Source organism: Streptomyces sp. NPDC060035, from assembly GCF_042736635.1.
Classification (GTDB): domain Bacteria; phylum Actinomycetota; class Actinomycetes; order Streptomycetales; family Streptomycetaceae; genus Streptomyces.
Window position 1 is genome coordinate 117019 of sequence record NZ_JBHWVO010000004.1, and the last position, 13935, is coordinate 130953.

At 70.7% G+C, this 13935-nt stretch carries 15 protein-coding genes; 5 read left to right on the forward strand and 10 right to left on the reverse strand.

The features are described from left to right. Positions 1 to 4: 4 nt before the first annotated feature. Genes ACFWBQ_RS07695 through ACFWBQ_RS07710 form a run of 4 tightly spaced genes read right to left on the reverse strand, consistent with a single transcriptional unit; the run spans position 5 to position 3902 of the window. Positions 5 to 739 carry a hypothetical protein gene (locus tag ACFWBQ_RS07695; protein WP_385485218.1) on the reverse strand — a complete coding sequence of 245 codons (735 nt, stop codon included), beginning with the start codon at positions 737 to 739 and terminating at the stop codon, positions 5 to 7. Then, positions 732 to 1490, reverse strand: a complete 759-nt coding sequence (locus tag ACFWBQ_RS07700) for a hypothetical protein (protein ID WP_385485220.1) — start codon at positions 1488 to 1490, stop codon at positions 732 to 734. The genes ACFWBQ_RS07695 and ACFWBQ_RS07700 overlap by 8 nt, the downstream gene beginning before the upstream one ends. Positions 1491 to 1498: 8 nt before the next feature. Beyond that, on the reverse strand, positions 1499 to 2023 hold the full coding sequence (locus tag ACFWBQ_RS07705) for a phage tail protein (protein ID WP_329206313.1): 525 nt from the start codon (positions 2021 to 2023) through the stop codon (positions 1499 to 1501). A 28-nt stretch (positions 2024 to 2051) separates the two neighbouring features. Beyond that, a complete protein-coding gene (locus tag ACFWBQ_RS07710; RefSeq protein WP_385485223.1) occupies positions 2052 to 3902 on the reverse strand; it encodes a phage tail sheath family protein in 1851 nt (616 codons plus the stop codon). 580 nt (positions 3903 to 4482) lie between these two features. Here ACFWBQ_RS07710 and ACFWBQ_RS07715 point away from each other — a divergent pair. Beyond that, complete coding sequence (locus tag ACFWBQ_RS07715; RefSeq protein WP_385485225.1) at positions 4483 to 4953, forward strand: hypothetical protein; 471 nt, start codon at positions 4483 to 4485, stop codon at positions 4951 to 4953. Positions 4954 to 5042: 89 nt separating this feature from the next. On the opposite strand, the gene msrB is transcribed toward ACFWBQ_RS07715, so the two are convergent. The 4 genes from msrB to ACFWBQ_RS07735 form a co-directional block, all read right to left on the reverse strand. Further along, positions 5043 to 5450, reverse strand: coding sequence for a peptide-methionine (R)-S-oxide reductase MsrB (gene msrB / locus ACFWBQ_RS07720; RefSeq protein WP_385485227.1), 408 nt, complete (start codon positions 5448 to 5450; stop codon positions 5043 to 5045). Between the two features lie 10 nt (positions 5451 to 5460). After that, positions 5461 to 6855 (reverse strand): UDP-N-acetylmuramate--L-alanine ligase, encoded by a 1395-nt coding sequence (gene murC, locus ACFWBQ_RS07725; protein ID WP_385485229.1) that lies wholly within the window; start codon positions 6853 to 6855, stop codon positions 5461 to 5463. Between the two features lie 44 nt (positions 6856 to 6899). Continuing rightward, complete coding sequence (locus tag ACFWBQ_RS07730; protein ID WP_385485231.1) at positions 6900 to 7352, reverse strand: indole-3-glycerol phosphate synthase; 453 nt, start codon at positions 7350 to 7352, stop codon at positions 6900 to 6902. A gap of 157 nt (positions 7353 to 7509) precedes the next feature. Further along, a complete protein-coding gene (locus ACFWBQ_RS07735; RefSeq protein WP_385485233.1) occupies positions 7510 to 8307 on the reverse strand; it encodes a pyrimidine reductase family protein in 798 nt (265 codons plus the stop codon). Positions 8308 to 8344: 37 nt separating this feature from the next. Here ACFWBQ_RS07735 and zapE point away from each other — a divergent pair, with 37 nt between their 5' ends. From zapE to ACFWBQ_RS07755, 4 genes are all read left to right on the forward strand, one after another. Then, positions 8345 to 9436 carry a cell division protein ZapE gene (gene zapE, locus ACFWBQ_RS07740; RefSeq protein ID WP_385485235.1) on the forward strand — a complete coding sequence of 364 codons (1092 nt, stop codon included), beginning with the start codon at positions 8345 to 8347 and terminating at the stop codon, positions 9434 to 9436. An 83-nt stretch (positions 9437 to 9519) separates the two neighbouring features. Continuing rightward, positions 9520 to 9945 (forward strand): OsmC family protein, encoded by a 426-nt coding sequence (locus tag ACFWBQ_RS07745; RefSeq protein ID WP_385485237.1) that lies wholly within the window; start codon positions 9520 to 9522, stop codon positions 9943 to 9945. 134 nt (positions 9946 to 10079) lie between these two features. Beyond that, positions 10080 to 11456, forward strand: coding sequence for an alkaline phosphatase PhoX (locus tag ACFWBQ_RS07750; protein WP_385485239.1), 1377 nt, complete (start codon positions 10080 to 10082; stop codon positions 11454 to 11456). Between the two features lie 150 nt (positions 11457 to 11606). Further along, positions 11607 to 12485 (forward strand): polysaccharide deacetylase family protein, encoded by an 879-nt coding sequence (locus tag ACFWBQ_RS07755; protein ID WP_385485740.1) that lies wholly within the window; start codon positions 11607 to 11609, stop codon positions 12483 to 12485. Positions 12486 to 12521: 36 nt separating this feature from the next. Here the strand turns inward: ACFWBQ_RS07755 and ACFWBQ_RS07760 are convergent, their stop codons facing one another. Both ACFWBQ_RS07760 and ACFWBQ_RS07765 read right to left on the reverse strand, forming a co-directional pair. Further along, positions 12522 to 12701 carry a hypothetical protein gene (locus tag ACFWBQ_RS07760; RefSeq protein ID WP_385485241.1) on the reverse strand — a complete coding sequence of 60 codons (180 nt, stop codon included), beginning with the start codon at positions 12699 to 12701 and terminating at the stop codon, positions 12522 to 12524. Between the two features lie 14 nt (positions 12702 to 12715). Further along, positions 12716 to 13372, reverse strand: coding sequence for an ABC transporter (locus ACFWBQ_RS07765; protein ID WP_385485742.1), 657 nt, complete (start codon positions 13370 to 13372; stop codon positions 12716 to 12718). Between the last annotated feature and the right edge of the window lie 563 nt (positions 13373 to 13935).

The following is a 13935-nucleotide window of genomic DNA, read 5'->3' on the forward strand; positions in this document are numbered from 1 at the left end:
GTCGTCAGTCCCTCTTCCCGCCGCGCGACAGGTAGTCGTCCAGCGTCAGTACGGGGGCCGGCCGGCCGGCCGTCTGTGCGGGGCGCCCGGCCGGTGAACCGTTCGCGCCGGGCGGCGTCGCACTGACCTCCAGCCGGCCGATCTGCACATGTACGACGCGCTCGGCCGGGCGCGGCGCGCGCCGTCCCACCGAGGCGAGCGCCGCACCGCGCGCAGCGGCGGAGTCGAAAGCGCGCGGCACGGGGAGCCCTGCCGCGGGTGCCGGTGCGGCGGCCACCTGTGCCGGGGCAACTGCCGTGGCGGGCGCCGACGTCGGGTCGTCCGGAGCGGACGACCGCACCCGGCGTGCCGCACGTGCGCCTTCCGCCCCATGGGGCCGGGTCTTCGGCGAAGGAGTCGCCGGGGGCCGCAGCAGCGGTGCCGGGACCGCTGCTGCCGGCCGGACCGGCTGCTCCGGCTCGCCGGGCTGCGGTGCCTGCTCGGTGCGCACCACGGTGTGCCGCTCCGTGCGCACCTCCCGGTCACCCCGGACCGGGAGGTGCGGGTCCGGGGTGACCCGGGGAGCGGAGGGGACCAGCGCGGCCGGTTCGTCCGGCTCGGGCGGCCCGTGCCGCAGTGCCTCGGCCCGCTCGAACGGGCCGGACAGCCGTGGCCGCACCCGCACGCGCGCGCCGGTGTCGCCGGTGGCCGCGGCCACCGGCGTGTACCGGGCGAGCAGCCGGTCGAAGTAGTCAGGCATCGGTGCACAGCTCCAGGTAGTAGCGACGCCGAATGGGGCTCAGCGCCAGAATTTCCGGCTCGCTCCACCCGTAGGCGGTGGCGAGCAGATGGACATCGAGGAGCAGGTCCCTTGCCCAGGTGTCCAGTTCGGTCCACAGGTAGAAGGTGATGTCCAGCTCGGCCCGGGTGGCCTCACCGCATTCGGGGCACGCCACGTTCAGCGTCACCTCGGCCGTCGGGTCCGCCTCGGCGGCCTTCTCGGCGATGAGCCGCTCCACCCGTTCGGGCAGCAGAGCGGCCAGCTGCTCCGCGGCGACGGGCTCCCCGTCCCGCAGAGCCCGCACGGTGCAGCCCGTCACGAGCAGCCGACGGGCCTCGGCGGGAGAGGAAGCCCCGCCGGCCGCCGCGAGGCCGGCGACGGTGGGCAGCCGGAACTCCACCACCCAGCCGTCCTCCGCCACCCGCAGCAGCCTGTCCCCGACCGCCGGACGTGCGCCCAGAGCACCGGCGTCGAGGTCGAACTCCATGGCCTCGCCGCAGGCACCGCACTCGACCCGCACCTGCAGCCGCTCGCCGAACAGCGACCGGCGCAGCGCGAACAGATCGGCTTCCCGCTCGCCGACCGGCACCGACAGCAGCTCGTCGGCACCGGCCCCCGGGCGGGCCGCCCGGTGCAGCAGCAGCGACCTCTGCGCCGCGTCCAGAGCAAGCCCGGTCTCCCAGGCGGCCAGCAGCTCGGCGGGCCCCACGGGGGCTGTCCCAGGGGTCACGAGGACGTTCAGGCCGGGTGGGTGAAGGACGGCTCGACCGGTTCCGGAATCTCGTAGTCCCGCTCCCAGCCCTCGCACTCCAGCTTCACACTCTGGATGGCGACGGCGTTGGCGTTCGCATCGAGCTCGCCCATGACCTGGTATTCGCTGACCCAGGCCCGGTAGAGCTTGTGCGAGACGGCTACCTGCCCGGCCTCGTTGAGTACCTGGATGATGATGTCCTTGCGGAAGTCACGGAGCGAGACCTCCGAGCCGAGCCCGGCGCCGACCTGCCAGACCTTGTTGGCCCAGCGGTCGAACTCGGGATCGTGGGTGACACCACGTTCGAGCGTGACGCCCTCGAACTCGGAGCGGCCCGGCGACTTGCGCGGTGAACTCGGGTCACCGCCGTGGCGGTGCTTGACCACCTCGGTGGTGCGCTTCAGGGGACTGATCTTGCTGATGCCCGCGACCGTTCGACCGTCCCAGAGGACCAGGAACTTGAAATTCTTGTAGGGGTCGAAGCGATGGGCGTTGATCTGGAACTCAGCCATCGGTTTCCTTCGTGTTCCTTTTCCTTGGTTACGAGAGGTCGAACTGTCCGGCGAACTGCTGGATCTTGACGATCACGAACTCCGCAGGCTTGACCGGCGCGATACCGATCACGACGTTGACGACTCCACGCGCGATGTCGGCGTCCGTGGTGGTGTCCTTGTCGCACTTCACGAAGTACGCCTCGCGCGGTGTGCCGCCCTTGAAAGCGCCCTGCCGGAAGAGGTCGTTGAGGTAGGCCGATGCCTTGAGCCGGATCTGCTGCCAGAGCTGCTCGTCGTTGGGTTCGAAGACGACCCACTGCAGACCGCGGAAGAGGCTCTCCTCGACATGCAGCGCGAGCCGGCGCACCGGTACGTACTTCCACTCGCTGTCGAGCGCGTCCGCGCCCTCGAGTGTGCGGGCGCCCCAGACCAGCGGCCCCACCACGGGGAAGGTACGCAGGCAGTTCACACCCAGCGGATTGAGCAGCCCGTTCTCCCGGTCGGTCAGCTTGACCGTCAGCGACCGGACCCCGGCGAGGCGCGCCTCGGTCCCGGCCGGCGCCTTCCACACACCGCGCTCGCCGTCCGTACGGGCGATCACACCGGCGATGGCGCCCGACGGCGGGAAGGAACGCAGCCGTCCGGTCAGCGGGTCCGTCAGCTGCAGATGCGGGAAGTACAGCGCCGCATGACTGCTGCGTACGGGTTCGAAGGCGCCGATCCCGGCCCGCGCGGCGTCGACGTTGCCCCACGCCGAGGGAGAGTCGACGAGCAGGAAGATCCGCCGCTCCTGGCAGAGCTGCTCGGCCGCGGACAGGACGGTGACCATGTCCTCGGTGGACTCGTACGCCGAGAGCTCCGGCAGGACGAGCAGGTTGACGTCGTCCACGTCGCGCAGGGCCTGGACGCCGGTCTTGCGCGCCTCGCTCCCGATGAGGTCGCGGGGCCCGGGCGGATCGCCGTCCTTGCCGCCCTCCAGCGGGAACACGGGCGGGTTGACCGAGGCCTCGAGTCCCAGGTCATTGGCGCACTCCCCGATGAAGCGGACGACGTCGTCCGGGTCGACGGACCCGGCGACGACCTGGAGCCGCCTGCCGAAGGCGGCGACCTCGGCCCCGGCGAAGGCGTGCTTACCCGGGGCGTCGGGCAGCGCGCGCAGCTTGCGCTCCAGCAGAAGGGCCAGCTCGATGACGTTGCTCGGCGGCTCCCCGTCCCGGTCGGGCTCGAAGAGCGTGAACTCACGCTCCACATCGCCGATCTTGACTTTCAACTCGACCTTCAGGTCGGACAGTTCCGCCGCGAAGGGCTTGGAGACCGTGCCGGACGGGTCGGGCCGGTCCTCATCGAGAGCCTTCACCCGGACGAGGCTGGAACCCGCGTTGACCACTGTCTCGACGAAGCGGCCGTGGCCGGCGCTCATCGACAGGCCGGTGAAGGACTCCCGGGCTCCGCCACGCGCGTCGATGATCTGGAGATTGAACGTCCTGTCCGGATCCGGGGTGTCGTGGTCGACGGCCACCCGCAGGCCCGAGCCCCAGACCCCGGGCTCCCTGGCGTGTACCTCCAACGCCGGGCACTCGCTGTGGCCCTCGGTGGAGTGGAGCGTGACGCAGGCCTCCTCGCCGGTGCCGGCCTTGGCCACACGGACGATCACCGCGAGGGTGCCGCCGTTGCCGAAGAACTGGTGCACGGCATAGCTGAGGGCGCTCTGCGAGGTGAGTCCGCCGAAGCGGCGCTCGAAGTCGGCGAAGCTGGTGACCCGTACCGGTTGGTTGAGCGGACCCCGGCGTGTGTGCCCCACGAACGCGGTCACCGAGGTGGTGACCGAGGCGATCGTACGGATGCTGCTGGGAAGTTCTTCGATGTAAACACCGGGATAGCCCATGTGCGTCGGCATTCCCCCTCCATTCCCTTCGCGCACCAAGAGATGAGAGGAGAGGAGACGTGAAGGAATTGCGTGCATGCGCCGAATCCGCACACACAATCCCCCCCGCGCGTATCCCCCGTCGTTCACCCCGTGCGATATCGGTCTCGCAGGGCCATCCGCATCCGTGTGCGCTCGTGGCTCCTGATGCATGAGTGCCTCATGCGAGTGTGTATCGCCCGCCGAGAACCGGTCAAGGGAGTGATTCAGTCATCCGGCGATGCGGCCCGTCCGGATCGGCCATAAATGATTTCACGTGGTCAGAGGATTCCCCTATCAGCATATGAAGATTCAGTTCACTATCACTTCACACAAAAGTCGGAGCCCGCAGGAGAAACAAGCCGAATTGACTCGAAGACGGCGCGCCGCCGTGCACCCGACGCCAAAGAATGGCTGTTCGGTTCGATAACCGGACACACTGTCGCGCTCTGCGTGCACGGGGTCCCGGCAGACTGCGGGCTGGGGGCGGGACAGCGGGAGCGGAGCGACAGGTACCGTAGGGAGGACGATTTCGTGGGCCTCCTGGCGGGCTGCGTACACCCAGGAGGAACACATGACGACGAACCGCGGGCGCAAGGACGTCATCCGGGACCGGATGGCCGCGACCGGCGAGTCGTACAACGTCGCCGCGCGCAATCTGAAGGCGATGAAGGACATGGGTGCGACCAGCGAGGCCAGGCTCATCCAGCGCTGGCAGCCCGCAGAGTCGCTGGATGTGCCCTGTCCGTGCGGCGGTACCTGCGAGCCGGGCGAGACGTGCGATCACTGTCATGCCCGGCACCGGCATGTGAAGCGGTATCCGGGCAGCGTCACGGACGTGGAGATCTGGGCCGACCGCTACGAGTGCACCGGCTGCTCGTCCTCGTACACCCTGACCGTGCGGCTGGCCGGCCGGCCGTGGGGCGTCGCGGAGACGGTGATCCAGGGCGGAGCCGCTGAGGAAGTCGTGCGCGCCCGGGTGTTCCCCGGCGTCGCGCATCCGCTGCTGCGCCCCGAGGGGCAAGCGGAGTCCGAGGAGAACTGACCGAGGCGCCTGCGGGGTCCGAGGAGGACCGGCTGCGGCGCCTGCGGGGTCCGAGGAGGACTGACCACGGCGCCGCCCCGTCCGCGTGCTCAGGCCTCGTCCGGCGCCAGGGTCAGCGAGATCGAGTTGATGCAGTAACGCTGGTCCGTGGGCGTGGCATAGCCCTCGCCCTCGAAGACGTGGCCCAGGTGCGAGCCGCAACGGGCGCAGCGCACCTCGGTACGGGCCATGCCCATGCTGGTGTCCTGGATCAGCTCGACCGCGTCGGTGTCCTTCGGGTCGTAGAAGGACGGCCAGCCGCAGTGCGACTCGAATTTGGTGTCGGAGCGGAACAGCTCCGCACCGCAGGCGCGGCAGGAGTAGACACCTGCGGTCCTGGTGTCGGTGTACTCACCCACGAACGCGGGCTCGGTGCCTGCCTTGCGCAGCACCGCGTACTCGGCGGGGCTCAGCTCCGCCCGCCATTGCTCGTCCGGCTTCTCGACGTCGTACGACACGGTGGCTCCCTCAGCTCGACAGGTGGTCCAGGATCTGCGGGCCGAGGTCGGTGACGTCGCCCGCTCCCATGGTGAGAACCAGATCGCCCGGCTTCGCCATTCCCGCGATGACGGCGGGGACCGTCGCCTTGTCGTGGACGGCCGTGACGTCGGCACCGGCCGTCTTCGCGGCGTCGACGATCAGGGTGCTGGTGATGCCCGGGATCGGGTCCTCGCGGGCCGGGTAGATGTCCAGGACCACCGAGGCGTCGGCGAGGGCGAGGGCCTGGCCCATCTCGGTGCCGAGCTCCTGGGTACGGGAGAAGAGGTGGGGCTGGAAGACGACCAGGAGACGGGCCTCGGAGGCCGCGCCGCGCATGGCTTCCAGGTCGGCGGTCATCTCGGTGGGGTGGTGCGCGTAGGAGTCGATGACCTGGACCCCGGCGGCCTCACCCTTGAGCTGGAGGCGGCGCTTGACGCCGGTGTACTTGCCGATGGCGGAGGCCAGGTTGTGCGCCGGGATACCGAGGGCGACACCGGCGGCGAGGGCCGCGACCGCGTTGTGGGCGTAGTGGCTGCCGGGCACGGACACCGTGAAGGTGAGGTACTTGCCCCCCAGGACGACGGTGACCTCGCTGGTCAGCCCACGCGGGGTGACCTTGTGGACCCGCACGTCGGCGGTCGCGGACGCGCCGTAGGTGACGACGTTGAGCAAGGAGATGTCGCGGACCCGCTGGACCAGCTCCACCGCGCCCTGCTGGTCGGCGGAGACGACCAGGGTGCCACCGGGGACGATCTTGCCGACGAACGTCTCGAAGGAGTCGTAGATCTCCTCCATCGACGCGTAGTTCGCGTGGTGGTCCAGCTCGACGTTGAGGACGATCGCGACCTGGGGGTCGTACTTCTGGAAACTGCGGTCGCTCTCGTCCGCCTCGGCGACGAAGATGTCGCCGCCGCCGTGCGCGGCGTTCGTGCCCGGACCCTCCAGGTCGCCGCCGATGGCGTACGAGGGGTCGAGGGCCAGCTCGGACAGGGCGACGGCGAGCATCGACGTGGTGGTGGTCTTGCCGTGCGTACCGGCGACCGCGATGGCGCGCAGGCCCTCCATCAGGGCGGCGAGCGCGTCGGAGCGGTGCACGACGGGGACGGACAGCTCGGCGGCGCGGACCAGCTCGGGGTTGTCCGCGCGGATGGCGCTGGAGACGACCACGCAGGACGCGTCGTCCGCCAGGTGACCGGCGGCGTGCCCGATGTGGACGGTGACCCCCAGCGCCCGCAGGGCCTCGGCGGTGGCGGACTCCCTGGAGTCGCTGCCTGCCACCTTCGCTCCTCGCTGGGCGAGGATCTTCGCGATGCCCGACATTCCGGCGCCGCCGATGCCGATGAAGTGCGGCCGTTCCAGGGCGGCAGGAATACCGGGTGCCATGCGTGTGTCTCCCGAGGGTGCGACGTGGATGTGGTCCGCCCAGCCTATTCGCTGTGCGCGAAGAGCTTGAGCACCGGTACGCCGACCTTGTGACGGGCCCGGGACGCCCAGTCGCGGTGGAAGAACTCCTCCACGTAGTGCGGTGCGGTCAGCACGATGACCTCGTCGGCCCCGGAGTCCTCGACCACGGTCTTCAGCTTGTCCAGAGGATGGTCCTCGATCACCTGTCCGACGGCCTCCGACCCTGCCTTGCGCAGCTCCTGGAGCGAGTACTCCAGCGCCACCGCCGCGGGCTCCTGCGCCGCCCTGCCTTCCGGCTCCTCGCCCTCGCGGACCGCTTCTCTCAGTTCGCCGAGCGCCACGTCGTCGATCGCCCGGAGCAGGACGTCGGCCTGGTCACCGCGTGGCTGCATCAGTACGACGAACGAGATCTGCTCCTCGCCGTGGAGGGTGGTGACGAACTCCACGTCCTCGGGAGTGAGGGGCTTCTCGATCATCAAAACGCTTGTGAACACGGCAGGCGCCCTTCCGTTTCATCTCATCGGCCGTGGCCGACCGCTGCTGCTGAAACCATCCTTCCCCGCAATTGCACGGGGTCTGCAGGAATAAGTGTGCCCACCTGGAGCTAACCGGAACGGCATATTCCGCTAAGTGTCAGATCTTCCCGTACCGGGTGAAGAGGAATCCTGCCTCTTCCAGCAGGGATGTGAGGGAGAAACGTTCCGGCACGGCCACCCCGGGGCCCCCCGCGATCCGCTGCGCATCGCCCGCGGTGAGCATCGGGGACACGGTCAGACAGAGCTCGTCCAGCACCCCGGCCGCCACGAACTGGCCGAGCAGCCGCGGTCCGCCCTCCGTGAGCTGCCGGGTGAGGCCGCGCGCGGCCAGCTCCGCCACCGCCCACGCCGGCTCGACGGCGGCGCCGTCCCCGGCGATCAGTACATCGGCGCCCGCGTCCCGGGCCGCATGGATCCGGTCGGACGGTGCCGCTGCCCCGGTGATCACCAGGGTGGGGACCAGGGGCGAGACGAAGAGCGGGAGCGAGAAGTCCAGGTCCAGGCTCCCGCTCACGACGGCGATCGCGGGGGCGGGGCCCTGCCCGGCCGCCGCACGCCGGGCGGCGAAGGCGTCGCGGGCCCGGGCGGGCCGGTAGCCCTCCAGCCGCACTGTTTCCGCGCCGACGACGATCACATCGGCCAGCCCGCGCAGCGTGCCGAAGATCCGCATGTCCGTCGCGCTGGAGATGCCCTGGGAGCGGCCCTCGTGCTGGGCGGCTCCGTCCAGGGTGGAGACCATGTTGGCGCGAAGCCACGGACGGCCGTTCCCGGGGTACGCATAGGCATCGGCCAGCTCGTCGAGTGTCCACTCGCGATCGCTGGCTGCGGATGTCCTCCCGGCCGCCTTTGCCGGGTCCGCGATTGTCAGGTCCGTCACAGGGAGCAGGCGTCGCATGCCCTGCAGTCTGGCACGGCCCTTAAGGTGGAGAGTTGTGTCGTCCTCCACCGCCGTGCCGGGGCAGAGCCCCATAGCCGAAACGGCCCCGCAGTCCCTGTGCGCCCTCGAGCCACGCGTCCCCGCCGACCGTCTGGTCGCGGAGATGGTGCCCCCGCCGCGCTTCGACGCGGTGCGCTTCGATACGTACGTACCCGACCCCGGTCAGCCGAGCCAGACCGAGGCCGTCAAGGTTCTCGGCGAGTTCGCCGGCGGGCTCGGCGGCGCGCATGCCACCGGCGTGGGCAGGCGCAAGTGGTTCAGCAAGAAACCCGCCCCGCCCACCGGACCGCGGGGTGTCTATCTCGACGGCGGCTACGGCGTCGGCAAGACCCATCTGCTGGCCTCCCTCTGGCACGCCACTCCCGCCGCCCCCTCGCTCAAGGCCTTCGGCACATTCGTCGAACTGACGAATCTGGTCGGTGCGCTGGGTTTCCAGCAGACCGTGCAGACCCTGAGCGGCCACCGGCTCCTGTGCATCGACGAATTCGAACTGGACGACCCGGGCGACACGGTTCTGGTGTCGTCCCTGCTCAGCAGGCTCGTCGAGGCGGGTGTCGCGCTGGCCGCCACCTCGAACACCCTGCCCGGCAAGCTCGGCGAGGGCCGTTTCGCCTCCGCCGACTTCCTCCGCGAGATCCAGGGGCTGTCCTCCCACTTCCGGCCGCTGCGGATCGACGGCGAGGACTACCGTCACCGCGGGCTGCCCGAGGCCCCGCCGCCGTACTCCGACGAGCAGGTCACCCAGGCCGCCTACGCCACTCCGGGCGCCGCCCTGGACGACTTCCCCGCCCTGCTCGACCATCTCGCCCGGGTCCATCCGAGCCGCTACGGCGCACTGACCGACGGCATCACGGCGGTCTGCCTCACCGATGTGCAGCCGGTGCCCGACCAGTCGACCGCGCTGCGTCTGGTGGTCCTCGCGGACCGGCTCTACGACCGCGAGGTCCCGGTGCTCGCCTCCGGTCGTCCGTTCGACCGGCTGTTCAGCGACGAGATGCTGAACGGCGGGTACCGGAAGAAGTACTTCCGGGCGATCTCCCGGCTGACAGCGCTGGCGCGCGACGCAAAGGGACTGGTGGCGCAGTAGGTTCGGGGGCGTACCACGTACGAGGAGCGTCACGGACCCCGTACGTCCCGTATCACCGCGCACACCGTTTGAAGGGATCCAGCATGGCTACCACGCGTCAGGCGCACACGGTCTGGGAAGGCAACCTGCTCGAGGGCAAGGGCGTTGTCACCCTCGACTCCTCCGGGATCGGGGAGTACCCGGTCTCCTGGCCGTCCCGCGCGGAGAAGGCGAACGGCAAGACCAGTCCGGAGGAGCTCATCGCCGCCGCGCACTCCAGCTGCTTCTCGATGGCCCTGTCCAACGGCCTGGCCACGGCGGGCACCCCGCCGACCAAGCTGAACACCCAGGCGGAGGTCACTTTCCAGCCCGGTACCGGCATCACCGGTATCCACCTCACCGTGGAGGGCGAGGTTCCGGGTCTGGACGAGGCAGGTTTCGTGAAAGCAGCCGAGGACGCCAAGGCGAACTGCCCGGTCAGCCAGGCGCTGACGGGCACGACGATCACGCTCAGCGCTTCGCTGGCCTGATCCCACCTGCCCCCGGGGCCCTATCCACCCCTGGGTCACATTGAGGCACAGTGGCCCGCATGGTTCCCGCGCGACAGTACGCGTGGTACACACATGCGGGTCACTTCACCTGTCCGCCAACAGGGAGTTGCCTCATGTCATCAGAAGCACAACGACGCGCAACACGACGACAGGTCCTGGCAGGCACCGGCGCGACCGCCGCCTCGATCGCCTTCGCCGGGGCCTTCACCGAACTCTTCGCCGGCACTGCCGCCGCCCGCGGCCACGGCGACTACGGGCCCCTTGTGCCGGACCCCGACGGACTGCTCGACCTGCCGAAAGGTTTCCGCTACCGGGTCCTCTCCCGGGAGGGCGACCCCCTCCGCTCCGGCGAGGGCCAGGTCCCGAGCAATCACGACGGCATGGCCGCCTTCGCAGGCCGCCGCGGCCGGGTCCACCTCGTGCGCAACCACGAGAACCGGCCCACCGGAAGAATCGGTGTGCCGACCGTCGAGGGCCTCACCTACGACCCGATGGGCAAGGGCGGCTGTACGGCCCTGGAGCTCGACAGCCGGGGACACGTCCTCGGCGAGCGGGTTGCCATTGCCGGTACGGCGGTCAACTGCGCGGGCGGCCCCACTCCGTGGAACACGTGGCTGACCTGCGAGGAGACCGAGGACAAGGCCGGCACCAACGGCTATACGAAGGACCACGGATTCATCTTCGAGGTGGACGGCGCCGATCCGCGCCGCACCGGCGCCGTACCGCTGACCGCGATGGGCCGCTTCCAGCACGAGGCGATCGCCGTCGATCCGAAGAACGGGATCGTGTACGAGACCGAGGACGCGTTCGAGAAGCCGTTCGGGCTCTTCTATCGCTTCCTCCCGGAGAAGCCGCTCGGCGGTACGGGCTCACTGCGGGCCGGGGGCGCACTCGAAGCCATGCGGGTGCCCGGGGTACCCGATCTGTCCGTCGTCCAGGAGACCGGAGCGAGCTTCGACCGGATCGAGTGGGTACCCGTCCCCGATCCACAGGCCGTCGGGACTCCGATCCGGCTGCAGGACTTCGGGCCGAAGGGCATCACGCACGCCCAGAAGCTGGAGGGCTGTTACTGGGGCGGCTCGTCCGTCTACTTCGTCTCCAGCTTCGCGCACAGCTCGCAGGGGTCGGCGGCCGACCACTTCGGCCAGGTCTGGCGGTACGAACCGAAGCGGCGCCGGCTCACGCTGGTGGTCGTCTTCGGCCCGGACTCGGACATCCAGCTGCCCGGCGAGTCCCCGGACAACATCTGCCTCGCCGCCGACGGCGGGCTGATGGTGTGCGAGGACGGCGGGGGCGCGCAGCACGTCCTCGGGGTGACGCGGCGGGGCGAGGTCTATCCGATGGCGCGGGGGCGGCAGAACATCGGGACGGCCGAGGAGCCGGAGTGGGGCGAATTCGCCGGGGTCACGTTCTCTCCGGACGGCGGGACGATGTTCGTGAACTGCTATACGCCGGGGACGACGTTCGCGGTGACGGGTCCCTGGCGCTGAGCGGCCGGTAGCGGGACCGGGGCCGGGGCGGCGTCTGCTGCCCCGGCCCCGGTTCGCCGCGGCCGGGGCCGGAACGCCGGGCGGAGTGCCGCGCGGGGAAGCTGACCGCCCATCAGCTAGCGTCCTCCAGTGATCAAATCTGTTCGTACGATGACCACGCTGGCGATTCTGGGCGCGGTGCTCACCGGCTGCGGGAACCCGGAGGGCGCCCGCACCCGGACCCTCGCGCCCCCGGCCGCTCCGAGCCCGAGCCCGAGCCACACGGCACGGGCTCAGGGCGCAGAGCAGGACACACAGACGACGCCGCCCACGATGACTCCGGGGCCGGCCGGGCTGACTCCCGTCTTCGAACGCCGCTCGGGCGGCTCCGGCGACAAGGCCGACAAGGTCGTGGCGCTCACCTTCGACGCGGACATGACGGCGGATCAGGGTCCGCGCGCCGCAGCGGGCGAACACTTCGACAACCCGGGTCTGATCACGCTGCTCCGCCGGCTGAAGGTGCCGTCGACGGTCTTCATGACCGGCCGGTGGGCCCAGGAGTACCCGGCCCAGGCCCGCTCGATCGGCACCGACCCCCTGTTCGAGGTCGCCAACCACTCGTACAGCCACTACGCCTTCTCCTCCCCCTGCTACGGACTGCCGACCGTCGCGAAGGACGCCATGCGCGGCGAGGTGGAGCGGGCCTTCACCGCGATCCGGGATACGGGGGCACGCAATGTCGTGCCGTACTTCCGCTTTCCCGGAGGCTGCTACGACGACGCGTCGCTGAAGGCCCTGGCATCCACCGGAGTGACTGCGGTCCAGTGGGACGTCGTCAGCGGCGACGCGTTCGCCACGGACGCGGATGCGGTGGCCGAGCAGGTACTGGCGGGCGTGAAGCCGGGCTCGCTGGTCGTCATGCACTGCACGCGCAGCGCGGCGCCCGTCACCGACGAGGCCGTACGGCGCGTGGTCCCCGAACTGCGCGCGCGGGGGTACCGCTTCGTCAAGGTCTCCGAGCTGATGCGGGGCACAGAGGCTGTCGGGTGACCGCGGCGGTCACCCGCCGGCCTCCGAGAGCCCACGTCAGCCCGAGCAGGCGGTGCGCCCCGCCTCCTGCCATGCGCAGACCGGGCAGAGGGTGCTGCCCTTCGTCGCCTCCGGGTACTCGGTCGGCTTCCGGCACAGCACGCACTCGGCGTACGGCGGGCCCGTGTCGACGGGTACGGAGGCCGGCGCGGGCGTCTCGCAGTACGCATCGTCCATGCAGGCGAGCGTACTCACCCGCGCAGAGAAGTGAGCCGAGAGGTTACGGCGGCCACCGCTCCGGCGATGACAGCGGCCCCTGCCAGCGGCAGGACGGGGACCAGGACCGTCCCGGCCGACGAACCGGAGACCAGGCTCGTCACGGCATACCTCGCGGGTGAGCCGCTGGTCACCAGGGCGAGCAGCGCGCCGAGCACGGTGGCCGCCAGCGACCAGCCGCGGCGGCGCAGCAGCGGCCGGGAACAGAGCGCTCCGACCGACGCTCCCAGCAGGGCGCAGCAGACGGCGGCGAACAGTCCGGCGCATGCGGCGGGCAGAATCGGTATGTCGACAGTGTTGTCGGTGCTGACCGGCTTGCTGATGAGCAGCACCACCGCGACGGCCACGACGCCCAGGGCGAGTGCGGATCCGAGGGCGGTGAGCAGCGCGGCACAGTGGACCCGCGACTGCCCGGCGGCAGCGGCCGCGACCGTCCGGGCGGCGGGCGGCTCCTGGGTGACGCAGAGCCGGACGAACCACGCGGCGACGGGAAGCAGTGCGGCGGCCGCGTAACCGAGCGAGTCCAGCAGGGGCTGTCCGGCCCGCACACCGACGCCGAGGAAGGCCGCGTAGAGGAGGACGGGCGCGAGCCAGCGCTGCGAGCGCACCAGCAGCGCGGCCTGATAGCGCATCAGAGCGGTCGTGGCTCCCCGGTGTGCGGGGCGAGGACCCGGGATGGCCGCTACGCGACCGGGCGCGGGCTCCCGCGACGACGCGACGGATGGGACCAGGTCCGGGTCCACGGCCGAATCCAGGTGCGCGGCCGGCACCGAGGACCGGTCCCGTGCGACAGCCCGGTCCGTGAGCGGGACCGGCGCGACCCCGGTGATGTGCCAGGGCGGGCGGGCCGTGAGAAGGACGCTCAGCGCCGCGTCCGAGTGCGCCGCAGCGACGGTGAGGCTGACCCGTCCCGTGTCCTCACCGCCGGCCTGTTCCACGGCGAGCGCGCCCTGGAGCCCCGGCGGGAGGGCACCACCCGCCGGACCCGTCGCGTCGATCCGGACACGGGGGCCGGGGTGTTCGAGCGGAAGTGCCGGAAGCTCTGCCGGGGCGCGGGTGTGTCCCTCCAGCCGGTACGCGGCGTCGACACTCGATGCCATCCGGCGCGGATCGTGGTCGACGAAGACGACGGTGGCCCCGGCCAGGACCCGCGCGGCGACGGCCCGGTCCAGTTCGTCGCGGGCCTCGGTGTCCA

Coding starts and splice junctions, on each gene's coding strand:
- ACFWBQ_RS07695 (WP_385485218.1), bottom strand. CDS start 739: ATGCCTGACTACTTCGACCGGCTGCTCGCCCGGTACACGCCGGTGGCC.
- ACFWBQ_RS07705 (WP_329206313.1), bottom strand. CDS start 2,023: ATGGCTGAGTTCCAGATCAACGCCCATCGCTTCGACCCCTACAAGAAT.
- ACFWBQ_RS07710 (WP_385485223.1), bottom strand. CDS start 3,902: ATGCCGACGCACATGGGCTATCCCGGTGTTTACATCGAAGAACTTCCC.
- ACFWBQ_RS07715 (WP_385485225.1), top strand. CDS start 4,483: ATGACGACGAACCGCGGGCGCAAGGACGTCATCCGGGACCGGATGGCC.
- murC (WP_385485229.1), bottom strand. CDS start 6,855: ATGGCACCCGGTATTCCTGCCGCCCTGGAACGGCCGCACTTCATCGGC.
- ACFWBQ_RS07730 (WP_385485231.1), bottom strand. CDS start 7,352: ATGATCGAGAAGCCCCTCACTCCCGAGGACGTGGAGTTCGTCACCACC.
- ACFWBQ_RS07735 (WP_385485233.1), bottom strand. CDS start 8,307: ATGCGACGCCTGCTCCCTGTGACGGACCTGACAATCGCGGACCCGGCA.
- ACFWBQ_RS07745 (WP_385485237.1), top strand. CDS start 9,520: ATGGCTACCACGCGTCAGGCGCACACGGTCTGGGAAGGCAACCTGCTC.
- ACFWBQ_RS07750 (WP_385485239.1), top strand. CDS start 10,080: ATGTCATCAGAAGCACAACGACGCGCAACACGACGACAGGTCCTGGCA.
- ACFWBQ_RS07755 (WP_385485740.1), top strand. CDS start 11,607: ATGACCACGCTGGCGATTCTGGGCGCGGTGCTCACCGGCTGCGGGAAC.
- ACFWBQ_RS07760 (WP_385485241.1), bottom strand. CDS start 12,701: ATGGACGATGCGTACTGCGAGACGCCCGCGCCGGCCTCCGTACCCGTC.
- ACFWBQ_RS07765 (WP_385485742.1), bottom strand. CDS start 13,372: ATGCGCTATCAGGCCGCGCTGCTGGTGCGCTCGCAGCGCTGGCTCGCG.